Source organism: Brachybacterium sp. NPDC056505, from assembly GCF_042794925.1.
In the GTDB taxonomy this organism is placed as follows: Bacteria; Actinomycetota; Actinomycetes; order Actinomycetales; family Dermabacteraceae; genus Brachybacterium; species Brachybacterium kimchii.
In genome coordinates this window covers 41,592-65,103 of record NZ_JBHTSV010000015.1, presented here as the reverse complement: position 1 = coordinate 65,103, position 23,512 = coordinate 41,592, and the positions used below count along the sequence as shown (strand labels likewise).

Here is a 23,512-nt window from a genome sequence, read left to right as displayed (position 1 = left end):
CCGACGGGGATCCCGTCGGCGCCTTCTCTCAGGCCCTCAGAGCGAGAGGCGCTCGCGCACGACGCCCGCGAGCTTCTCCGCGGCCGTGGTCGCGACCTCGTCGCTCGGGGCCTCGACCATCACGCGCACCACGGGCTCGGTGCCCGAGGGGCGCAGCAGCACGCGGCCGTTCTCGCCGAGCTCGGCCTCGGCCGCGGCGACGGCATCGAGCACGCCCCTGTCGATCGAGGCGCGGGCCTTGTCGACCCCCTTGACGTTGATGAGCGCCTGCGGGAGGCGGGTCATCTCGTCGGCGAGCTCGCGCGCGCTGCGACCGGTCGTGGCGACGCGCTGCAGCAGGTGCAGGGCGGTCAGCTCACCGTCGCCGGTGGTGGCGTGCGCGGCCATGATCACGTGCCCGGACTGCTCCCCGCCCAGCGAGTAGCCGCCCAGGTTCATCTCCTCGAGCACGTAGCGGTCGCCCACGGAGGTCTGCCCGAGGGTGATCCCGTGCTCCTTCATGGCGATCTTCAGGCCCAGGTTGCTCATGACGGTGACGACGAGGACGTCGTCGTGCAGCTGACCGCGCTCCTTGAGGTCCAGGGCGAGGATCGCCATGATCTGGTCGCCGTCGATCTCGCGCCCCTGGGCGTCGACCGCGAGGCAGCGGTCGGCGTCGCCGTCGAAGGCCACGCCGACGTCGGCGCCGTGCTCCACGACGGCCGCCTGCAGCTTCCCGAGGTGCGTCGAGCCGCAGTCCTCGTTGATCTGCTTGCCGTCGCTGCGGTCGCCGATCACGTGCACGGTCGCGCCGGCGCCGCGCAGGGCGGCAGGAGCGGTCTCGGAGGCGGCGCCGTTCGCGCAGTCTGCGACGACGGTGAGGCCGGTCAGCGGGCCGTCGAGCGTCGAGAGCAGGTGCTCGACGTACTGCTCGACCGCGCCGCCGTAGTCGCGGATGGTGCCGACCTCGGTGTCCAGCGGCCGCTGCCACTGCTCGCCGAGTCGCGCCTCGATCGCGTCCTCGACCTCGTCGGGGAGCTTGGTGCCGCCGCGCGCGAAGAACTTGATGCCGTTGTCGGCCGAGGGGTTGTGGGAGGCGGAGATCATCACGCCGAGGTCCGCGCCCGAGGTCTTCACGAGGTGCGCGAGCCCGGGGGTGGGGAGGATCCCGGCGTCCTCGACGTCGACGCCCGCGGAGGCGAGGCCCGCGCAGACGGCGGCGCTCAGGAAGTCGCCCGACGGGCGGGTGTCGCGGGCGACGATCGCCCGGGCGCGCGCGCCGTCGAAGGCGCCGAAGGTCGCGAGCACGTGGGCGGCGGCGACCGAGAGGTCGACCGCGAGTTCCGCGGTGATGTCCACGTTCGCGGTGCCGCGCACCCCGTCGGTGCCGAACAGTCGTGCCACAGGGATCTCCTCGGGGTGGGTGCTGGATGCTGTGATGCCGGAAGCTGGAAGATGCGGGAGGGCGCCGGCGCGGCGCCGCTGCGGGCGCTGGGCGCCGCCCGGGCAGAGTATCGCGACGGGATCGTCGTGCTCCCAGCGACGCCCTGGACGTGGCGCGTCGCTCGCTGTGGACGGGCGCCGCGGGAGCCCGCGCGGCAGTAGCCTGGAGGGTATGCCCACTGCGGACCTGCTGCCCCACGTGCCGCCCACGGTGATCACGCACCAGGTGGGGAGCCGGGCCGCGGGCCACGGCCTCGCCTATGCCCGTGAGGGCCGCGTCGAGGATCTGGTCTGGGACGTCGACAGCGGGACCGTCACGGCCGACGTCCAGGGCAGCGCGGGCTCCCCCTATCGCACTGTCGTCACCCTCGCCGAGTACGAGGAGGACGCGGTCTCCCGCCGCTTCCTGCCCGCCGAGCCGGGCGGGCTGTGGCGCCCCCGCCGCTCCCGCTGCTCCTGCCCGATCGGGGCGGACTGCAAGCACGTCGCCGCGGTGCTCTACCACCTCGACGACCTCGGCGCGGCCGAGGAGAGGCGCGAGACGCCCGCGGAGTGGCGCAGCGTTCTGCGCCCCCTGCTCACCGAGTCCCCGAGCGAGGAGGTCCCACAGCCCCTCGCCATCCGCTTCGACCTCGAGGTCTCGCGGGTGGGTCCCGGCGTCTCCCGGCTGCGCCGCGAGACCGCGACCCCCGCGCTGCTCGCCGAGGGCGGAGACCTCTGGCTGGGGCTGCGGCCGATGACGATGGGGCGCAAGGGCACCTGGATCAAGGGCGGGCTCTCCTGGCGCACCTTCGAGTTCCGGATGGCCGGCCGCGCCTACCACACGGGCCACGCCGAGGCCCTGACCCGCATGTTCGCCTCCGCCACAGCCGAGCGCTCGTACGCGAGCGGCTCGATCGAGCACCTCTGGCTGAACTCCATCGGCTCGCCGCTGATCTGGCAGTCCCTCGCCTACGCGAGGGACGCCGGCGTCGAGTTCCTGCCGGGCGACGGCCTGCGCGCGATCGAGCTCGCGTCCGTCGGCGCGGTCGAGGTCGACCTGCGCATCCCCGAGGGCGGCAGCGACCTCCAGGTCCTCCCCCGCATCACCCTCGAGGGCCAGGACGTCGCGCAGGCCCGACCCCTGGGCACCGCGGGCGTGATCGCCCTGGACGATCCGTCGGCGCCGGCGGACGAGGGCTCGCGTTCGCCCACCGCCGGCTTCTCGGCGCGCATCGCGCCCGTCGGCTCCCCGATCCCGACGGCCCTGCAGCGCCTCTTCCAGCGGCCCGAGCCGCTCGTCGTGCCCGGAGAGGACCGCGAGGACTTCCTCGAGGACGCCTACCCGCGTCTGCGCACGGTCACGCGCGTGACCAGCAGCGACGGCAGCGTCGAGATGCCGGCGATCGAGCCGGCGACCCTGCACCTGGCCGCCGCCTATGCCCCCGACGACCGCCTGTCTCTCACCTGGACCTGGCGCTACCACGACCCGGCCCGCACCCTGCCCATGGACCAGCGCCAGGGCGTGCGCCGCGACGTGGCCCACGAGGACGAGGTGCTCGCCCGGGTGCGGACCCTGTGGCCGACGGCCGGGGGCGACGCCCCCGAGCAGCTGAGCGGCCCGGACACGGCCCGCTTCTCGGAGCACGTGCTCGACGAGCTCGGCGAGCTGCCGCACGTGCGCACCGAGATCGTCGGCACCCGCCACGCCTACCGCGAGCTCGACGGCGCCCCGAAGGTGCGCATCACCCAGCAGCAGTCCCCCGGCAAGCACGACTGGTTCGACCTGGGCTTCGAGATCACGATCGACGGCCGCCAGATCCCCTTCCCCACCCTGTTCGTCGCGCTCGCGCAGGGCCGGACCCGGATCATGCTCCCGGACAAGACGTACTTCTCCCTGGACAACCCCGCCTTCGACGCCCTGCGCGAGCTCATCGCCGAGGGCGAGGCCCTCGCGGAGTGGGACCCGCAGCAGCAGGCCATCAGCCGCTTCCAGGTCGGCATGTGGGAGGACCTCGAGGAGATCGCGGAGTCCGCCGAGGCGAGCGCGGAGTGGGAGCGCACCGTCGGCGCCCTCCAGGACGCGCGCGACCTCACCCCGCCCCCGCTCCCCCACGCCCTCACCGCGGACCTGCGCGACTACCAGCGCGACGGCTTCTCCTGGCTGGCCTTCCTCTTCCATCACGGGCTGGGCGGGGTGCTGGCCGACGACATGGGCCTGGGCAAGACCGTGCAGACCCTGGCCCTCATCGCGCACGCCCGCGAGAGCGCCCCTGTGGTCATCGACGGTGCCGACGGCTCGGTCTCCGACGCCCCGCCGCCGTTCCTCGTCGTCGCGCCCTCCTCCGTGCTCCCGGTGTGGCGGGCCGAGGCCGAGCGCTTCGCCCCGGACCTCGACGTGCGGGTCGTCGATCGCACCTCCCGCGCCCGCGGCGAGGACCTCGCCGAGACGGTCCTCGGCGCGGACCTCGTGGTCACGAGCTACACCGTGCTGCGCATCGACGACGACGAGTTCGCGCGCGAGCAGTTCCAGGGGCTCGTGCTCGACGAGGCGCAGTTCGTGAAGAACCGCCGTTCGCGCACGCACCAGGCGGCGAAGAACGTGCGCGCGTCCTTCCACCTCGCGATCACCGGCACGCCGATGGAGAACTCCCTGGACGACCTGTGGTCGATCCTCGAGATCGCCGCGCCCGGCCTGTTGGGTCCCGCGATCGGGTTCCGGCAGCGCTTCACCCTGCCCATCGAGAGCGGCGAGCACCCCGAGCGGATGGACGTGCTGCGCTCCCGGCTGCGGCCGTTCATGCTGCGGCGCACCAAGGAGATGGTCGCCTCCGAGCTCCCCGAGAAGCAGGAGCAGGTGGTGAAGGTCGAGCTGGGCCCCGAGCACAGGGCGCTGTACGACTCGGTGCTGCAGCGCGAGCGCAAGAAGGTCCTCGGCCTCATCGACGCGGACCTCGATCGCAACCGCTTCATCGTCTTCCGCTCCCTGACCCTGCTGCGGATGATGGCGCTCGACCCGTCGATCGTCGACGCCGAGGCCCACGGCGACGTGCCGAGCTCGAAGCTCGAGGCGCTCTTCGACCGGCTCGACGAGGTCCTCGGCGACGGCCACCGGGTGCTGCTGTTCAGCCAGTTCACCTCGCATCTGCGGCACGTGGCCGACGAGCTGACGATGCGAGGGGTCGCCTTCAGCTACCTGGACGGCTCGACCCGGGATCGCGACGCCGCCGTGCGGGAGTTCCGCGAGGGCGATGCGCCCGTCTTCCTCATCTCGCTGAAGGCCGGCGGCTTCGGCCTGACCCTCACGGAGGCCGACTACGTGTTCCTGCTGGATCCGTGGTGGAACCCGGCGGCGGAGAACCAGGCCGTCGACCGCGCCCACCGCATCGGCCAGGAGCGCCGGGTGATGGTCTTCCGCATGGTCGCCGAGGACACCATCGAGGAGAAGGTCCTCGCCCTGCAGCAGCGCAAGGCCGCCCTCTTCGACTCCCTGACCGACGGCGGGAAGGCCTTCCGCTCGGGGATCACCGCGCAGGACATCCGCGAGCTCCTGAGCTAGTCCCCGGCTTCCACCGCCTCGGGACCCACCCGGCGATCGCGCCGGGCCCCGGCCCGATCACCGGATGCCGTCATCCCTCCGCATCTCGGACCAATCCGCCTCCGCGAGGCTTCCGAACCCGTGATGTCCGGCGCGGCGCCGCCGCGCGGGCCAGGACCGGATCCCGACGCCGAGGAGGCACCGCTCATGTTCCACCGTTTCCGTCGCACCACCCTCACCGCTGCGGTCCTCGCGCTCGTGGGCATGGGCCTCGCCGTGCCCGCTGCGAACGCCGAGGAGACCGGGCCCGACGAGACCGCTGCATCGAGCTCCCTCGTCCAGGGGCCTCTGATCGACGGGCCCCTCATCGACATCGACGGTCTGCTCGAGACGCTCCAGCTGGGCCAGTTCCAGCAGTGAGGGGAGCACCGGGCACGACGACACACTACCACAGCGTCACGAGGAGCACGCCCCTGTGAGGATGCGCAGGAACATCGCCCCCGAGTCACCGGAGCGGACCCCGCTCACGCCGGCCCAGCGCGGCATCTGGTACGCGCAGAAGCTGGATCCGGAGAACCCCTCGTTCCAGATCGGGCAGCACCTCGACCTCGAGGGCCCCATCGACCCCCTCCTGCTGAACATCGCCCTGGTGAAGGCGGCCGCGGACCTCGACGCGCTGAGCATGCGGATCCTGGAGGACGAGGACGGGCCGTTCGGAGAGATCCATCGGCCGCGACCCGGTGAGCACCTCGTGGAGGTCCGCGATCTCTCGCACCTGCCGCGCCACGAGGCGGAGGAGATCGCGCACGCGATCATGGACCGCGAGATGTCCACCGCCCGCACCATGGACGGCGGGGACCTGCTGGGGGCGACCCTTTTCCTCGTCGGCGAGCGCCGGTCGCTCTTCTTCCTGCGCGTCCACCACGTGCTGATCGACGGCTACTCGGCCGTGGTCGCCCTGCGCTACATCGCCGGGGCCTACTCGAGACTGGCCCGCCTCGTCCCCGGGACGCACGTCCCCCGGGCGCTCGCACCGGCGCTCGCCCGCGTCGGGGCGAGCTTCCCCTCGCCTCTGCCCGCCCTGGGGGACCTCCACCGGGAGCTGCGCGACTACGAGGCCTCCGACCAGCACGCGGCCGACGCCGATCACTGGGAGCGGGCGATAGCCCGCGAGGCGCCCCCGGTGGGCCTCGAGGGCCGTTCCGACGGCATCGCCCGCGACGTGGTCCGGGTCGACGTGCCCCTCGGCTCCGAGCGCGCACGCCGCCTGGCTCGACTCGATCGGGAGCTGCCCAAGACGCTCATCGCCTCGGTCGCCGTCTACCTGTCCCGGATGACCGGGGCCGAGGTCGTCCCCGTCGGGCTGCCCGTCACCGCCCGGCGGGGACGCATCGCCCGGACCACTCCCTCCATGCTCTCCAGCGTCCTGCCGCTGCGGATCCCGGTATCGCCCTCCGACACCCTGGCGACCGTGGTCTCCGGAACAGGGCGGATCGTCCGCGACGCGGTCGCCCACCAGCGCTTCCGCGTCGAGGACATCGACGGCGCGCCGGCCGATCCCGGTCCCTCGGTGAACCTGCTGCCCGTCATCGACGAACTCCGGTTCGGGAGCGCGCGGGGAACGGTGCACATCCGCTCGACCGGCCCCGTGCGGGATCTGTCCATCGTCCTCGGCGATCCCCGCAGCGAGGCCTCCGACCCTGTGCTGCGGATGGAGGGCGACGCCGACCTGCACACGGTCGAGTCCCTGTCGAGGCACGGGGACCGGATCCTCCGTCTGATCGATGCCGCGCTCGAGGCGCCCGCCGCGACGACCGTCGCCGCCGCGCCGGTGGTCGGCGCCGCCGAGCGGGAGCGGCTCCTGGACGGGGGCAGAGGCTCCCGGGCCCCCGTGTCCCCGGGGACGCTCCTGGACTCCGCCGCCGCCACCCTGCGCGCCCGCGGCGAGCAGCTCGCGGTCACCGCACCCGACGGCGAGCTCAGCTTCCGCGAGCTCGATGTCCGCGCGACGCTGATGGCGCGCCATCTGATCCGCGAGGGGGTCCGTCCGGGCGATCGCGTGGCCGTGAGGATCGGCCGCACGGTCGAGCTCCCGGTGCTTGTCCTCGGCATCCTGCGGGCAGGGGGCGCCTTCATGCCTCTGGACCCCGCCTACCCCGTCGGCCGGGTGGCGGACATGATCAGCGATGCCGAGCCCGCCGCGCTGCTGACGACGTCGCAGCAGCTGGCCCGCGACCGGGAGGACGGGGCCGCGTTCGACGTTCCGACCACTGTGATCGACACCGACACCGCGACCTGGTGCCGGCGGGCGGAGGATTCGACGCGCCTTCCCGCGATCGGCCCGGACGACCTCGCCTACGTCATCTTCACGTCGGGCAGCACCGGGCGCCCGAAAGGGGTCGCCGTCGAGCACATGTCCCTGCATGCCCTGCACGAGCACCATCGACGCACGTGGCACGACCCGGCCTCTCAGCGGCTCGGGCGGCCCGTGCGCGCCGCCCACACCGCCGGGCTCTCCTTCGACGCCTCGTGGGACCCGCTGCTGTGGCTGATCTCCGGCCATGAGCTCCACATCGTCGACGACGAGACCCGCCGGGACCCCGAGCGCCTGGCCGCCCTCCTGGACCGGGAGCGGATCGATGCCCTCGAGACCACCCCCTCCTTCGCCGAGGCGCTGATCGACGCCGGGATGCTGGACCGCGAGCACCGGCCGAGCGAGATCGCCCTGGGCGGCGAGGCCGTGGGCGAGGAGCTCTGGGCCGCTCTCGCGGCCCGCGACGACGTGCATGCCATGAACCTCTACGGGCCCACCGAGTCGACGGTGGACAGCATGGTCGCCCCGATCGCGACCGGCCGCCGCCCGCATCTCGGCGCCTCCGTGGCCGGCAGCCGCCACTACGTCCTCGACGCCGCGCTGTCCCCGGTCCCCGACCGTGGGGTGGGCGAGCTGTATCTGGCGGGGCACGGTGTCGCCCGGGGATACATCGGCCGACCGGACCTGGACGCCCAGCGCTTCGTCGCCGACCCGTTCGCCGCCGACGGCTCCCGGATGTACCGCACGGGCGACCGGGTCAGGCGCCGCCATGACGGCACGCTGAGGTTCCTCGGACGCACCGACGACCAGGTGAAGATCCGCGGCTACAGGGTCGAGCTGGACGAGGTCGAGGCCGCCCTGCGCCGACAGGAGGGCGTCGTGGCCGCCGCGGCGATCGTCCGCGGGGACGGGCCGTCCGCGCGGCTCATCGGCTACGTGTCGACCGGCGGGACCGGATCCTCGGCCGGCCCCGGTGCCGCCGCCGGTGAGGGAGCCGAGGCGGCGGAGTCGATCCGCGGCGCTCTGCGCGAGCACCTTCCCGACTACATGGTGCCCGCGGTGGTCCTGGCGCTGCCCAAGCTCCCGGCCACGGCCAACGGGAAGATCGACCGCTCCGGCCTGCCCGATCCGGCCACGGTCACCGGCGGCGGCGCCTCCCGCCCTCCCCGGTCCGCCGCCGAGCGCGCCGTGGCCGCCGGCTTCGGCGCCGTCCTGGAGCGCACCGACATCGGCGTCGACGAGGACTTCTTCGCCGCCGGCGGCCACTCGCTGCTGGCCACGAGGCTCGCCTCCCGGCTCAGCGCCGACCTCGATCGGGCGGTCACCGTGCGGGACGTCTTCGAGCACCCGACGGTCGCCTCCCTCGCCCGCACCCTGCAGGACTCCCCCGGCGCGGCCGTCCCCCCGCGCCCCGAGCGCGGCGCGCGCCCCGATCCCGTCCCGGCGTCCCCCAACCAGCGCCGCCTGTGGTTCCTCCACCAGCTGGAGCCCGACTCGGCCGCCTACGCGGTCCCGATCGTGCTGCACCTCGAGGGAGACCTCGACGTCGGCGCTCTGCGGGCGGCCCTCGACGACGTGATCTCCCGCCACGAGCCCCTGCGCACCCTCCTGCCCGCGGAGCACGGCGAACCCGTCCAGCGGATCCTCCCCGCCGATCAGGTACCCTTGCCCCTCCTCTGCGTCGAGGTGCCGCCCGCCCGGGTGGACGCCGTCATCGCGACGGAGACCCGGCGTCCCTTCGATCTCACCCGGGAGATCCCGCTGCGCGCCGTGCTGCTGCGCTCCGCCGCGGACCATGCGACCCTCGTGATCACGATGCATCACATCGCGACCGACGGCTGGTCCCTGGCCCCGTTCGCCCGTGACCTCGGCGACGCGTACGCGGCGCGGCACAAGGGACGGGCCCCCCATCTGCCGCCGCTCCCCGTGGACTTCGCGGACGCGGCCGTCTGGCATCAGGACCGGCTCGGCGACGCAGAGGACCCCCACAGCCAGCGGGCGACCCTCACGGCGTTCTGGGAGCGCGCACTCGCCGGCGCGCCCCCGGAGATCTCACTGCCGCGCGATCGCCCCCGCGGGGCCGCGAACCCGCGGGACACGGCGCAGCAGGGCGTCGGCGAGATCCGCCTGGACCTCTCCCCACGGCGCCACGCCGCCGTGCGCGAGCTCGCCGCCGTGCACCGCACCAGCCTGTTCATCGTGCTGCACACCGCCCTGGCCGCGGCGCTGCATCAGCACGGGACCGGCGATGACGTGGTGCTCGGGACCCCTGTCGCCGGGCGCGGCGACGCCCGGCTGGAGGACCTCGTCGGATTCTTCGTGAACACCGTCGCGCTGCGCACCTCGCTGCACGGCGACCCGCGCCTCGACGAGCTCCTCGAGCGCATCCGCGCCGCGAACACCGACGCGTACGCGCACCAGGACCTACCCTTCGACGCCGTCGTCGACGCCGTCCGCCCTCCGCGGAGCCCCGACCGCCCTCCTCTCGTGCAGGTGCTGCTGACGCTCCAGAACGCACCGGCGGCCCGGCTCGACCTGCCGGGCGTCGACGTCGACGTCCCCGCGCCCTCCACGAGCTCGGGGGTCAAGGCCGATCTCCTGGTCGACGTCACCGCACCGGAGGGCGAGGACGGTCCGCTCGCCGTGGCGCTCGGCTTCGACCGGGCACTGTTCGACGCCTCCACCGTCGAGAGGATGCGCGACTCGCTGGAGCGCGTGCTCGCACAGCTCGTGACGGACCCGTCGACCCGCCTGAGCGATCTGCCCACGGCCTCGCCCGCCGAGCTGCGCGCCCTGACGGCACGCGACCGCGGTCCGGAGCACGGCGCGCCCCTCACGATCCTGGAGCGTCTCGCCGCCGCCGCACAGACCCGGCCGCAGGATCCCGCGCTGGTCGACGCCCATGGTGCGCTCACGGCGGCGGAGCTGCTCGCGCGCGTCGACGAGATCGCAGCGGGACTGGCCGGGATCGGGATCGCGCGAGGGGACCGGGTCGCTCTCGCCCTCCCTCGCGACAGGGACGCCATTGCCGTCCTGCTCGGCGTGCTCCGGGCCGGCGCTGTCGCCGTCCCGCTGGACGCCTCCCACCCCGATGCGCGCCTCGCACGCACCCTGGTCTCGGCGGACCCGCGTGTCCTGCTGACCGGCGATCCCGCGCGGTTCCGCGCCCTGCGTCAGCAGGTGGCCGACGGCCAGGCCGAGCCCGGCGCGACGATGAACGTCCTCGCGCCGGGTGATCTGCCGTCGGGCGGATCGGTGCCCGCGCAACCGGGCATCGAGGACACGGCCTACCTGGTCCACACCTCCGGGACGACCGGCGATCCCAAGGGCGTGCAGGTCTCGCACGCCGCGCTCGGCACCCTTCTGCGTCACCACGAGAGGACGCTCATCGGCCCCCTGCGGGACCGTCTGGGCCGAGCACCCCGGATGCTGCACGTCTCCGGCCTCGCCTTCGACGCCGCCTGGGACCCGGTCCTCTGGCTGGTCGCCGGCAGCACGCTGATCATGGCGGACGAGGACGTCCAGGCCGACGCCGAGGCGGTCCTCGACGCGATCGGCCGCGAGTGCATCGACGTGCTCGAGACGACCCCCTCGTACGGGACGCGGCTCGTCGAGGCCGGCCTCGAGGACGCCGCCCTCAGAGGGACAGGCTCCCTGCTGCTGGCGCTCGGCGGCGAGGCCGTCCCTCCGTCCCTCTGGGACCTGATCGCCCGCAGCGAGGTCCTCGAGGGGCGGAACCTGTACGGCCCGAGCGAGGCCACGGTCGACGCCCTGGTCGCGCCGATCCGCTCCAGGGCCGTGGTCCTCGGGCGCCCCGTCGACGGGGTCGCGATCCGCGTGCTCGACGATCTGCTGCGTCCCGTCCCCGCCGGTGTCGAGGGGGAGCTCTACCTCTCGGGCGCGACCCTCGCCGACGGCTACCGCGGCCGCTCCGCGGAGACCGCCTCCCGCTTCATCGCCGACCCCACCGGCGACGGCGAGCGGATGTACCGCACGGGCGACGTGGTCCGCCGTGGCGCCGACGGCTCGCTGCGCTTCGTGCGCCGTACGGACGACCAGGTCAAGCTGCGGGGCTACCGCATCGAGACCGGGGATGTCGAGAGCGCCCTGGAGCGCTCGGCCGGCGTGCGTGCCGCCGTCGTCCGGGTGGTGGCGCCGGGCGGTGAGGGCACGGAGCGGATCGCCGCCTGGGTGAGCGGGGAGGTCGACCCGGACGAGGTGCGCCGGCGCGCCCGGGACGAGCTGCCCGCCTACATGGTCCCGACGAGCGTGCTCGTCCTCCCGGAGCTGAGCCTGAACGCGAACGGCAAGGTCGACGTCCCGGCGCTCCCGGATCCCCAGCGGTCCGCCGGCCCGCATCGCGCCCCTCGCGACGAGGCCGAGCAGCGGATGTGCCGCGTGCTGGCGGAGGTGCTCGCCGTGACGGAGCCCGGACCGGACGAGGACTTCTTCGAGCTGGGGGGCCACTCGCTCCTCGCCGTCCGCCTCGTCGGCAGGATCCGGGAGGAGTTCGGCGCGGCGCTCCCCGTGCGTGCAGTCTTCGACCACCCCACCGCGGCACAGCTGCTGGCCGACGTGAGGGCGCAGGGGACCGGGACCGAGGGCGTGACCCCGCGGCACCAGGACTCGTCCGATGCCCCGTCCTCGGGTGAGGGCACCGCCGTGTCGGGGCGGCTGCGGGCGTGGGTGCGGGACCATCCGCGCCCTCGCGACGAGGAGCTCCCGCTCTCCCCCGACCAGGAGCGCCTGTGGTTCCTGCACCGACTCGACCCCTCGTCGGCCGAGTACACGGTGCTGCTCGAGTGCGACCTCGAGGGGGCCCTCGACGTCGAGGCGCTCGGCGGTGCGATCGACGACCTCGTGGCCCGCCACGAGATCCTGCGCACCGTCTTCCCCGAGGTGGAGGGCCGAGGAGTCCAGCGCGTCCTCGACCCGCCCGTCGGCATCCTCCAGGACGGCCCGATCGACGTCACCGCGGGATTCGACCTCGCCGCGCGCATCCCCCTGCGCGCCGGGCTGGAGCGGACGGGCGCCGAACGCTGGCATCTGACCCTCGCGATCCACCACATCGCGACCGACGGCGCCTCGCTGAGACCGCTCACGCGCGACCTGTCCACGGCCTACAGCGCCCGCTCCGGCGGCATGCGCTCGGCGACCCGCCCGCTGGCCGTACAGTTCGCCGATCACGCCCGTCACCAGCGCATGCGCCACGCCGAGGACCCGGCGCGGGACCCCCGTCCCGCCGCCTGGGCGGATCGGCTCGAGGGCGCACCCGAGGAGCTGGACCTGCCTGCGGACGGCCAGCGGGGAGAGGCCGGCACCCGTCCCGCGCACTCCCGGACGTTCACGATCCCCGCCGAGGTCGCCGCGCCTCTCCTGCATCAGGGGCGTGCCGCCGGCGGCACCGGCTTCCACACCTGGCTCGCCGCGCTCGTCTCCTATCTGCAGCGCATCGGGGCGGGCGACGACATCGTGATCGGGGCGCCCTCCGCCGGGCGGGACGACCCCGACCTCGCCGACCTCGTCGGGTTCTTCGTCACCACTCTTCCGCTCCGGATGCAGGTCGACGGGGCCATGACGTTCGGCGACGTGGTGGGGCGCGCCCGCGAGGCCGCTCTGGCCGCGATGGAGGACGACGGCATCCCCTTCGAGCGCATCGTCGAGGCCGTAGCCCCCGCACGCCGGTTCGGACGCCATCCGCTGTTCCAGACCATGCTCTCCCTCGAGGAGACGGACGGGGCCGTCCTGGACCTGCCGGGCGTCGCCGTCACCCGCGGCGCCCCCGAGACGACGGGCGCGGCCAAGGTCGACCTCTCGTTCACGCTCCGACCGGACGCCGAGGGCGGCATGGAAGGGATCCTCGAGTACGACGCCGAGCTGTTCAGCGACCTGGCCGCTCGCGGTCTCATCGACCGCTGGCTCGCCTTCCTCGGCGGCATCGCCGGGGACCCCGGGTCGCGCGTCGACAGGATCCCCGCGGGGCCGCCGTCGACGCCTCTGACCCCCTGGCCCGCGACGGCACCCGCGCAGAGCGTGCTCGCGGCTCTCGCGGACTCCGCCGCCTCGCGCCCGGACGCAACGGCGCTCGTCGGCCCGGATCGTGCCCTGACGACCGCCGAGCTCGCCGCTCGCGTCGACGGGATCGCCGGAGGCCTCCGCGCCGCCGGCGTCGTGACCGGGGACCGCGTCGCTCTGGCCGTGCGCCGCGGCAGCGACTCCGTGGCCGGGATGCTCGGCATCTGGAGGGCGGGCGGGGTCGTGGTCCCGCTCGACATCGGCCTGCCTGCCGAGCGGGTCATGGCCATGATGCGCGCATCGGCGCCACGCCTTCTGCTGCACACCGGACATGCCGACGAGCAGGACGCCGCGGCGAGCGCGCGTGCGTCGGGGCTCGACGCCGAGCGCATCCTGCCGATCGACGCCCTCCCCGCCGGGGAGCCTCCGCAGCACCTGCCGGGTCCCGAGGACGGCGCCTACATCATCTTCACCTCGGGCACCACCGGGACGCCGAAGGGCGTCCGGGTTCCCCACCGTGCGCTCACGCGACTCCTGACCAGCCACCGCTCGACCCTCCTGCCCGATCCCGCACGCCGCCGTCTGCGGCTCGCCCACACCACGGGTGTCGGCTTCGACGCCTCGCTCGATCCCGTCCTGTGGTGCGTCGCGGGGCACGAGGTCCATGTGGTCGACGACCTCGTGCGCAGGGACCCCGAGGCCCTGGTCTCCCTGTTCGCGCGGGAGCGGATCGACGCCTGGGAGGCCACCCCGGGCCATGTCGACGCCCTGCGCGGGCAGACCGGGCTCTCGGACCTGCTCGATGCCCGGGACCCGGAGGATCCCTTCCTCCTGCTGCTGGGCGGGGAGCCCGTCGACCCCGGTCTGTGGGACTGGGTGCGCGAGCGCCGCGCGGTCCAGGGGTGGAACCTGTACGGGCCCACCGAGGCAGGGGTCGACACCCTGGTCGCTCCCCTCGCCGACAGCGTGCGGCCCGTCCTCGGAGCGCCCACCTGCGGGACCGTCGCCCGGGTCCTGGACGCGGATCTGCGTCCGGTGCCCGTCGGCAGCTTCGGCGAGCTCTGGCTCAGCGGCCCTCAGCTCGCCGACGGATACCTCGGGGATCCGGCCGCGACCGCCGGGCGCTTCGTCGCGGACCCCTTCGCGGGGGACGGCAGCCGCATGTACCGCACCGGCGATCTCGTCTCCGTGCGGGACGCGGAACCGGGGCGCAGAGCGCCCGTCATCGCCCTCGGACGCATCGACGACCAGGTGAAGATCCGCGGGCATCGGATCGAGCCCGGCGAGATCGCCGCCGTCATCACGGCGCAGGACACCGTCGCGCAGGCGGTCGTGCGCACGGTCGACGGCGCCCACGGCACCGCGCTCGCCGCCTGGGTGGTGCCGGCGCCCGGCGTGGAGGTCGACGGACTGCGCGGCCGGCTCGAGCAGTCGCTCGCCGCGCGGCTGCCCGAGTACATGCTCCCCTCGTCGATCACTCCGATCCAGGACATCCCGCTGACGTCGAACGGGAAGGTGGACGCGCGCGCCCTTCCCGAGCCGACGTCCGCCGGCGGTGCGGGGTGCGCCCCGCGGCCGGGCACCGAGACCGTGATCGCCGAGGCCTTCGCCGACGTGCTGGAGGTCGAGGACGTCCGGGCCGACGACTCCTTCTTCGCACTCGGAGGGCACTCCTTCGTCGCCCGTCCTGCGACGGCGGCGATCGGCAGGGCGCTGGGACGCGAGGTCCCGATCCACGCCCTCCTGCGCACCCCGACCGTGGCGGGACTCGCCGCGGCGCTCGACGCCGCCGAGCCCGCCACAGGGCCCGCGGCCGAGGACGACGCGCTCGGCGTCGTGCTGCCGCTGCGGCCCGACGGCCGGGGCGATCCGCTGTTCGCCGTCCATCCGGCCAGCGGTCTCGCGTGGGCCTTCTCCGGTCTCCTGCCCCATCTGAGCACGACCCGGCCGGTGATCGGGCTGCAGGTCCCGGGCCTCGCCCCGTCGGCCGACGGGGACGACGCGACGGACGTGGACGAGACCCTCGATGACCTGCTGGACCACTATCTGCGCGCCATCCGATCCGTCCAGAGCCACGGCCCGTACCACCTGCTGGGGTATTCGCTCGGAGGGCGCATCGCCCATCGGATCGCCGCCCGCCTGCAGAGCGCCGGCGAGGAGGTCGCACTCCTCGCGGTCCTCGACGCCTACCCGGGTCAGGACGCGCTGCACGGCGTCCGCGACGAGCAGGAGCGCTGGCGCGCATTCCTCGACGCCCAGGGGACGTCCATACCGGAGGGCCGACTGGAGGTCTCCACCGTCCTCGCGACCCTCAGGGCGGCCGGCAACGCCCTGGGGAACGTCCCCGCCGCAGCGGCCCGGCGCATGGCGGCCCGCTTCCCGCAGGTGGCGGCGCTCCTGGACGACGCCGCCCTGCCGGTCGTCGACGGCGACCTGGAGCTGATCGAGGCCACCGCCCAGGTGCCGCAGGGCCGACCCGCACCGGAGGCGTGGGCGCCGTACGTCCGCGGGGCCGTGACCGTCGAGCGGGTCGCCTCACGGCATTCCGACCTCCTGTCCGATCCGGCGGCGCGCGAGGTCGCGGCGTGGCTCGACACGATCCTCCCCGGCGCGGAATCGCACCGAACCGGATCGCCGAGCGCTCCGAACCACTCTCGAACCCGACCTGACGACGGCAGAGGAAGCGCATGATGACCAACCCCTTCGACGACCCCGACGGCACCTTCCGAGTTCTCGTGAACGAGCGCGGCCAGCACTCGCTGTGGCCCGAGTCCGCGGACCTTCCCCGCGGCTGGGTCGCGGTCTTCGGGCCCGGCTCGCGCGCCGACTGCCTCGGCCACGTCTCGGCCTCCTGGTCCGACATCACTCCCTCCCGGTCCGACGACGGAGCGCGAGAGGCCTCGTGATCGCCCTGCACGGCCTCGTCAAGCGGTTCGGCGGGCGGACGGCACTGGACGGCGTCGACCTCGAGGTCCCCGCCGGCACGGTGCACGGCCTGCTGGGGCCCAACGGCGCGGGCAAGACCACGATCGTGCGTGTCCTGACGACGCTCCTCTCCCCGGACGCCGGCGACGCCGTCGTCGCCGGCCGCTCCGTGCGTTCGCATCCCGACGACGTGCGGCGCAGTCTCGGCGTCTCCGGCCAGTACGCCGCGGTCGACGAGCGCCTCACCGGCTTCGAGAACCTGCGGATGGTGGCACGGCTCTACGGCATGCCCCGGCGCACGGCCGTCGAGCGGGCCCGGGGACTGCTGGCCGACTTCCGCCTCGAGGACGTCGCCGACACGCTGCTGGCCGGCCAGTACTCCGGTGGCATGCGCCGACGCCTCGACCTCGCCGGTGCGGTGATCGCGCGCCCTCCGGTGGTCATCCTCGACGAGCCCACGACGGGCCTGGACCCGCGAGGGCGGCGCGACACGTGGGATGCGGTGGGCTCCCTCACGGCGGACGGGGTGACGGTCCTGCTGACCACCCAGTACCTCGAGGAGGCGGACCGGCTCGCCGACTCGATCTCGGTGATCGACCGGGGCCGCATCGTCGCGGAGGGGACGGCCAGGGAGCTCAAGTCCCGCGCCGGGGGCTCGCGCATCGACGTCTCGTGCACGAGGGCCGACCAGGTGCGCACCGCCCGCACGGCTCTCGCCCGGCACGGTCTCGAGGCCGACGCGGACGACCGCGGGCATCGGCTCACCCTGAGCACCGAGGAGGGCGTCGGCGGCCTCGGCCGCGTGCTCCGCGCTCTCGAGGAAGCAGGCATCGACGTCGAGGAGGCGTCCCTGCGACAGCCCACGCTCGACGAGGTCTTCCTCGCCCTGACCGGGGACCAGGAGTCGGGCGGCCGTCCGAGCGGCTCCCGGCGGTCGCCGGAGTCGGAGCCCGCACGATGAGGGCCCTGAGGGCCCTCGGCGACGGCGGCGTCATCGCCCGGCGCAACCTCATCGGTCTGCGGCGCACGCCGGGCGCTCTCGTGACCGGGATCGCGCAGCCGATCCTCTTCGTGCTCATCCTCGCCTTCGTGTTCGGTGGCGCGCTCGGCGGCGATCAGTACCGCGAGTTCCTGATCGGCGGGATCCTCGCGCAGACCCTCACCTTCAACTCTTCGTTCACCGCGGTGTACCTCGCGAAGGATCTGCAGTCCGGCCTGATCGACCGATTCCGCGCCCTGCCCATGTCGCGCGTCGGGGTCATCCTGGGCAGGACCGTCTCGGACCTCGCCACGAGTGCCATCTCGGTTCTCGTCATCCTCGTCTGCGGGCTCGCCATCGGCTGGCGACCCACCAGTGGGATCGGCTCGATCCTGCTCACCTGCGCCCTGCTGATGCTGTTCGCCTTCGCGGTCTCTTGGGTGGGTGCGCTGATCGCCCTGACGGCGCGCTCGGTGGAGGTCGCCCAGAGCGTGGGCCTGCTGTGGCTGTTCCCCGTGTGCTTCGTCTCGGGCGCGTTCGTCTCGGCGGACATGCTCCCCTCCGCGCTGCAGGCCGTCGCCCGCTGGAACCCCGTCACGGCGGTCGCGACCGCCGCACGAGAGGGCTTCGGGAACTCGGCCCCTGCGGGCTTCGTGGCGCCCGGCGGCTGGCCGGCGGACCATCCCGCCCTCTACGCGACGCTGTGCTGCATCGCCCTCATCGCGGTGTTCGCGCCCCTGGCGGTCGTGCGCTATCGGAGCATCGGCCGTCGGTGATCGCCACCCTGCGGACCACGGTCGGCGCCGTCGCGGAGGCTGTGCTCCCCCTCGGCGGTCTGCCGTCGCTCGCCGCGCCCGAGGACCTCGTCGTGGCGGGCGCACGCCGCGGGGCCCATGCCGAGCGCACCCTGGCCGGTCGCGTCGCGCTGCGTCTTCTTCTCGCGCACGTGCTGGGCGCTCCTGCTGCGGAGGCGCCGCTGCTGCCGATCGAGCGCACATGCGACGTGTGCGGCGAACCCCATGGCCGGCCCAGGACAGCCGGTGCCGCTCTCTCCGGATCCGCCTCCGGCCCGCATGTCCTCGTCGCCGTGGCGGCGTGCGAGGACGGCGCGGAGGAACCGCCTCCGCTCGGCGTGGACATCCAGGAGCTGCCGCGGACGCTGTGGGACGGCTTCGACGCCGCGGTCCTCCACCCGGATGAGCACCTCACGGAATCCGCTGGTCCGCGGGCCCGCGTGGATCTGTGGACCCGCAAGGAGGCCGTCCTGAAGGCCGCGGGCGTCGGCCTCCGCATCGATCCGCACCGGCTCCGCCTCGTGCCCCGCCTAACGCGCGGCGTGCGGCAGTGGGCAGTGCACGAGTGCTCTCCCCGCCCGACCCTCGGTCTCGTCGTCGAGGACCTGCCCGGGGAGGTCCCCTGTGCGCTCGCGACGAGCGCCGACAGCCGTCGGCCGATGCGCGCGCACGACCTCGGCCCGCTCCTGCCCGCGCCACGATGACCGGCCGTAGGTGCACCGCCCCGCACGCGCGGCTCGTTCTCGCCCGCACCGGTCCACCGTCGCCGGACGCACAGGACCCCGGCACCGTTGCGGTGCCGGGGTCCTGTGAGAAGACGTGATCGGGTCGATCAGCGCTTCGAGTACTGCGGGGCCTTGCGGGCCTTCTTGAGACCGGCCTTCTTGCGCTCGATGACGCGGGCGTCGCGGCTCAGGAAGCCGGCCTTCTTGAGCGCGGGACGGTTGTTGTCCCGGTCGATCTCGTTGAGCGCGCGGGCCACGCCCAGGCGCAGGGCGCCGGCCTGGCCGGAGGCTCCGCCGCCGTTGATGCGGGCGACGACGTCGAAGCGGCCCTGGAGGTCGAGCACCTTGAAGGGCTCGTTGACCTCCTGCTGGTGCACCTTGTTCGGGAAGTACTCCTCGAGGCTGCGGCCGTTCACGGTCCAGGTGCCGGTGCCGGGCACCAGGCGGACGCGGGCGACGGCCTGCTTGCGGCGACCGGTGCCGCCACCGGGGGCGGTGATCGACTGGCCGGTGCCGACAGCCGCCTCAGCGGTGGACTCGGTCGTGAAGTTGGTGGGGGTCTCGTCGAGGGTCTCGACGGTCTCGGTGGTCTCTGTCACGGTTCTCCTCAGTATGTTCCGTGCGGCAGGGCGAGCGCGGGGCGCGCCCGCTTACTGCGCCACCTGGTCGAAGGTGAATTCGGTGGGCTGCTGTGCCTTGTGGGGGTGCTCCGGGCCGGCGTAGACCTTGAGCTTCTTGAGCTGCTGGGTCGCCAGCTTGTTCTTCGGGAGCATCCCGCGGACAGCCTTCTCGACCGCGCGCTCGGGGTAGGTCTCGAGGAGCTCGGAGTAGGGGATGGCGCGGAGGCCGCCCGGGTAGCCGGAGTGGCGGTATGCCAGCTTGGCCTCGCGCTTGTTGCCGGTCAGGGCAACCTTGTCAGCGTTGATGATGATGACGAAGTCGCCTGCATCCACGTGGGGTGCGAAGACCGGCTTGTGCTTTCCCCGCAGGAGCTGAGCAGCCTGGGAAGCGAGCCGGCCGAGGACGACATCCGTTGCGTCGATGACGTACCAGGAGCGCTCGACATCGTCGGGCTTCGGGGTGAACGTACGCACTCGTGCCTTCTTCTCTCGTCGTGTGTGCCCCGCATGGATCAGGGGCGCGCGGATGCACGCCCCCCGGGGGCACGATTCGATCTGGACCGTGGACACGCTTCCTTCGGTTAAAGCATGGCCGTCTCGTCGCGCCTGGACCTCTGCCCGTCGGTCGCGGGCCGCGGTGATGAAGCGCGGATCGCTGCTGACGGTGAGGCCCTCGATGTGTGTGAGGAACCCTGCTCGCGCCGGCGTGAGCTTCGGCTGCGGTTCGGGTGCACATCTGGGCACGACGACTCGTCATGATAGCCGGGCGGACAGAGGCCGGTCAATGCCGCCCGTGCCTGCCGACCTGCGGGAACGCTCGCTGTGGTCGATTCCACTCCGAGCTCTCGCCCGCGCGGCCGCCGAGCCGTCACCCGCGCAGCCGCCGGGCCGCCTCCGCCTGCGCGGCGAGATCGCCGTCGGCCGGGTACTCGACGCTCTCGAGCGTGAGCCCCTCCGGCGGCGCCATCGGGGCGGCGCCGGGCGCCGTGCGGGTCGCGGCCTCGCGGGTGCGGGCACGCAGGATCTCGAGCGGCCGGTCGCTGCCCCGTCGGCCCTCGCCGACGGCGAGCATCGCGCCCACCAGGGAGCGCACCATGTGGTGGCAGAAGGCGTCGGCCCTCACGGTCGCGACCACCAGATGCTGGTCGCGCCTGCCCTCGCCGGGGCGCTGCCAGGAGAGCTCGCGCAGGGTGCGGATCGTGGTCGCCCCCTCGCGCGGGCGGCAGAAGGACAGGAAGTCGTGCTCGCCCAGGAGTGCGGCGCTCGCCTCCCCCATCGCGTCGACGTCGAGCGGGCGGCGATGGCGCAGCACGTCGCGCCGCAGCGGGTCGTGGACGAGCGGCCCGTCGGAGATGCGGTAGCGGTACGTCCGGGCGATCGCCCCGAAGCGCGCGTCGAAGGCCTCGGGGACCTCTCGCGCGGAGCGGACGACGACATCCGCCGGCAGCACGCCGCCCAGTCGCGCGACGAGGGCGTCGGCGGGAGAGCGGTCGCTGCGCCCGGGAAGCACGGCGACCGCCCGGTCAGGGAGGTCGAGATGGGTGACCTGGCCCCGGGCGTGGACCCCCGCGTCGGTGCGTCCGGCGACCGTGACCGGGACGTCGGTGCGCGTCACGCGCTGCAGCGCCTCCTCGAGCACCCCCTGCACTGTGCGCTGCCCGGGCTGGGCGGCCCAGCCGTGGAAGTCGGTGCCGTCGTAGGCGAGATCGAGGCGCAGACGCATGGGAGCGAGCGTAGTCGTCCCGCTCCCCGGCACCGCCCCGGGCCGATCACCGGTCGGCCGGTAGGGTGTGCCGCGTGAAGATCCTCGTCATCGGCTCCGGGGGCCGCGAGCACGCCATCGTGCGCCGCCTCTCCCGCGACTCCCCTGCCCCGGTCCTCCACGCCGCTCCCGGCAACCCCGGCATCGGCGACCACGCGACCTGCCACGACGTCGCGCTCGACGACCACGAGGGCCTCCTGGCCCTCGCCCGCGAGCTCGAGGTCGACCTGGTCGTCGTGGGTCCCGAGGCGCCGCTGGTCGCGGGCCTCGCGGACGTGCTGCGCGAGGACGGCATCGCCGTCTTCGGGCCGTCGGCCGAGGCGGCCCGCCTCGAAGGGTCGAAGACCTGGGCGAAGGAGATCATGGAGGCCGCGGGCGTGCCCACGGCCCGCTCCGTGTCCGTCTCCTCCGGCGACGAGGTGCTCGCCGGCCTGGACCGGGTGAACCCGCTGCGCGACGTGCCCTTCGTGGTGAAGGCCGACGGCCTCGCCGCGGGCAAGGGCGTCGTGGTCACCGACGACATCGAGCACGCGGTCGCCCACGGCCGCGCCGTGATCGGCGCGGGCGGATCGATCGTGGTCGAGGAGTTCCTCGACGGCCCCGAGGTCTCCCTCTTCTGCGTGAGCGACGGGACGCGCGTGGTGCCGCTCGCCCCCGCGCAGGACTTCAAGCGCGCCCTCGACGGCGACGAGGGCCCGAACACGGGCGGCATGGGTGCCTACTCGCCCCTGCCCTGGGCGGACGCGGACCTGGCCCGCGAGGTCGTCGCCACCGTCGCCCAGCCCACGATCGACGAGCTCGCCCGGCGCGGCACGCCCTTCGTCGGCATCCTCTACTGCGGCCTCGCGCTCACCGCGCGCGGCGTGCGCGTGGTCGAGTTCAACGCCCGCTTCGGCGATCCGGAGACGCAGGTCGTCCTCGAGCGCCTCACCAGCCCCTTCGGCGAGCTGCTGCTCGCGGCCGCGCGCGGCGACCTGAGCGCCGTCGCCGAGCCCACCTGGTCGGACGACGCCGCGGTCACCGTGGTCCTCGCGGCCCCCGGCTATCCCCGTCGGCCCCGGACCGGTGACCATATCTCCGGCTTCGACGAGGCCGCCGCGCAGGGTGCCGTCGTGATCCACGCCGGCACCGACGTCGACCCCGAGGGCCACCTCGTGAGCTCCGGCGGGCGCGTCCTCTCGGTCGTCGGCGTCGGCCCGACACTCGAGGCCGCGAGGACGGTCGCCTACGCGGGCATCGATCGGATCGACCTCCCCGGCTCGCACCACCGCACGGACATCGCGCAGCAGGCAGCTGCGGACGAGGCGGCCGGGGCATGAGCCCATCGGCCCCGGACCTCACGCCGCGCTTCGCGCCCCTGATCGCCGCCCCTGCCCTGCCGGGCTGGGACCACGCGGTGAGCGGCAAGGTCCGCGAGCTCTACGTGCCCGCTGGCGAGGACCTCGCGGGCGCCCGCGAGGTGCTCGTCGTCGCGACCGACCGCATCAGCGCGTACGACTTCTCCCTCGCCCCCGGTATCCCCGACAAGGGACGCGTGCTCACGGGCATCTCGCTGTTCTGGTTCGAGCAGCTGGCGGACATCGTCCCGAACCATGTGATCTCGGCCGATGACGTCCCCGAGCAGGTGCGCGGCCGGGCGCTGCGCTGCCGGGCGCTCGACATGATCCCGCTCGAGTGCGTGGTGCGCGGCTATCTCACGGGCTCGGGCCGCGCGGACTACGAGCGCGACGGCGCCGTGGGCGGCCACACGCTGCCCGCGGGCCTCGTGGAGGCCTCGCGCCTGCCGCGCCCCCTGTTCACCCCGTCGACCAAGGCCGAGCAGGGGGAGCACGACGAGAACATCACCGTCGACCAGGCACGCGAGCGCCTGGGCGGCGAGCTCGTCGACCGCCTGGACGAGCTCACGCGCGCCGTCTACGTGCGCGCGCAGCAGATCGCGGCCGAGCGCGGGATCCTGCTCGCGGACACGAAGCTCGAGTTCGGCTTCTCGCGGGCCGACGGGACGCTCACGCTCGGAGACGAGGTGCTCACCCCGGACTCCTCGCGCTTCTGGTCGGCCGACGCCTATCGCGAGGGCGTCACCCAGCCCAGCCTCGACAAGCAGTTCGTGCGCGACTGGCTGACGTCCGACGCCTCGGGCTGGGAGAGGGCCTCGGGCCAGGAGCCTCCGCAGCTGCCGGCCGACGTGGTCGCGCAGACCCGCGACCGCTACATCGAGGCGTTCGAGCGCCTGACCGGGCGGGCGTTCGACCCCGAGGGATGAGTCATGCGGGATGTGGGGTGGCGAGAGTCTGAACCCTCGGACCGCCGGCCCGCGTCACCTCCTCCGTCCCGCGTGCTCCGCTTCCCTCGATTCCACCGCTCGTTCCGCGCTCGCTCCCTCGTCCTGCCTCGTCCTGCCTCGTCGCCCCTCTTCGGCACCCCTCCGAAATGTGCCCC

At 73.8% G+C, this 23,512-nt stretch carries 13 protein-coding genes; 9 read left to right on the top strand and 4 right to left on the bottom strand.

Annotated elements, in window-relative coordinates:
• Positions 1 to 36 precede the first annotated feature (36 nt).
• Complete coding sequence (gene glmM, locus ACFQ53_RS09995; RefSeq protein WP_377858907.1) at positions 37 to 1,383, bottom strand: phosphoglucosamine mutase; 1,347 nt, start codon at positions 1,381 to 1,383, stop codon at positions 37 to 39.
• A gap of 211 nt (positions 1,384 to 1,594) precedes the next feature.
• On the opposite strand from glmM, the gene ACFQ53_RS09990 reads away from it, so the two are divergent.
• From ACFQ53_RS09990 to ACFQ53_RS09960, 7 genes are all read left to right on the top strand, one after another.
• Entirely contained in the window at positions 1,595 to 4,960 is a 3,366-nt protein-coding gene (locus ACFQ53_RS09990) for an SNF2-related protein (protein ID WP_377858904.1), read from the top strand.
• Positions 4,961 to 5,146: 186 nt separating this feature from the next.
• Positions 5,147 to 5,359, top strand: coding sequence for a hypothetical protein (locus ACFQ53_RS09985; protein WP_377858901.1), 213 nt, complete (start codon positions 5,147 to 5,149; stop codon positions 5,357 to 5,359).
• Positions 5,360 to 5,420: 61 nt separating this feature from the next.
• Positions 5,421 to 15,959, top strand: a complete 10,539-nt coding sequence (locus ACFQ53_RS09980) for an amino acid adenylation domain-containing protein (RefSeq protein WP_377858912.1) — start codon at positions 5,421 to 5,423, stop codon at positions 15,957 to 15,959.
• Positions 15,956 to 16,174, top strand: coding sequence for an MbtH family protein (locus tag ACFQ53_RS09975; protein WP_377858898.1), 219 nt, complete (start codon positions 15,956 to 15,958; stop codon positions 16,172 to 16,174). Before ACFQ53_RS09980 ends, ACFQ53_RS09975 begins: the two co-directional genes overlap by 4 nt.
• On the top strand, positions 16,171 to 17,154 hold the full coding sequence (locus ACFQ53_RS09970; protein ID WP_377858895.1) for an ATP-binding cassette domain-containing protein: 984 nt from the start codon (positions 16,171 to 16,173) through the stop codon (positions 17,152 to 17,154). The genes ACFQ53_RS09975 and ACFQ53_RS09970 overlap by 4 nt, the downstream gene beginning before the upstream one ends.
• Positions 17,151 to 17,948, top strand: coding sequence for an ABC transporter permease (locus tag ACFQ53_RS09965; protein ID WP_377858892.1), 798 nt, complete (start codon positions 17,151 to 17,153; stop codon positions 17,946 to 17,948). Before ACFQ53_RS09970 ends, ACFQ53_RS09965 begins: the two co-directional genes overlap by 4 nt.
• Positions 17,945 to 18,670 (top strand): 4'-phosphopantetheinyl transferase family protein, encoded by a 726-nt coding sequence (locus ACFQ53_RS09960; RefSeq protein WP_377858889.1) that lies wholly within the window; start codon positions 17,945 to 17,947, stop codon positions 18,668 to 18,670. The genes ACFQ53_RS09965 and ACFQ53_RS09960 overlap by 4 nt, the downstream gene beginning before the upstream one ends.
• A 128-nt stretch (positions 18,671 to 18,798) precedes the next feature.
• Here the strand turns inward: ACFQ53_RS09960 and rpsI are convergent, their stop codons facing one another.
• From rpsI to truA, 3 genes are all read right to left on the bottom strand, one after another.
• Positions 18,799 to 19,290, bottom strand: coding sequence for a 30S ribosomal protein S9 (gene rpsI, locus ACFQ53_RS09955; RefSeq protein ID WP_152351821.1), 492 nt, complete (start codon positions 19,288 to 19,290; stop codon positions 18,799 to 18,801).
• 51 nt (positions 19,291 to 19,341) lie between these two features.
• Complete coding sequence (rplM, locus tag ACFQ53_RS09950) at positions 19,342 to 19,785, bottom strand: 50S ribosomal protein L13 (RefSeq protein WP_200501839.1); 444 nt, start codon at positions 19,783 to 19,785, stop codon at positions 19,342 to 19,344.
• A 394-nt stretch (positions 19,786 to 20,179) separates the two neighbouring features.
• Positions 20,180 to 21,034: a tRNA pseudouridine(38-40) synthase TruA gene (gene truA, locus ACFQ53_RS09945; protein ID WP_377858886.1), complete on the bottom strand. Its 855-nt coding sequence runs from the start codon at positions 21,032 to 21,034 to the stop codon at positions 20,180 to 20,182.
• 74 nt (positions 21,035 to 21,108) lie between these two features.
• Between truA and purD the strand changes: the two genes are divergently transcribed.
• Entirely contained in the window at positions 21,109 to 22,392 is a 1,284-nt protein-coding gene (gene purD, locus ACFQ53_RS09940) for a phosphoribosylamine--glycine ligase (protein WP_377858882.1), read from the top strand.
• Positions 22,389 to 23,336, top strand: a complete 948-nt coding sequence (locus ACFQ53_RS09935; protein ID WP_377858879.1) for a phosphoribosylaminoimidazolesuccinocarboxamide synthase — start codon at positions 22,389 to 22,391, stop codon at positions 23,334 to 23,336. Before purD ends, ACFQ53_RS09935 begins: the two co-directional genes overlap by 4 nt.
• Positions 23,337 to 23,512: the final 176 nt, after the last annotated feature.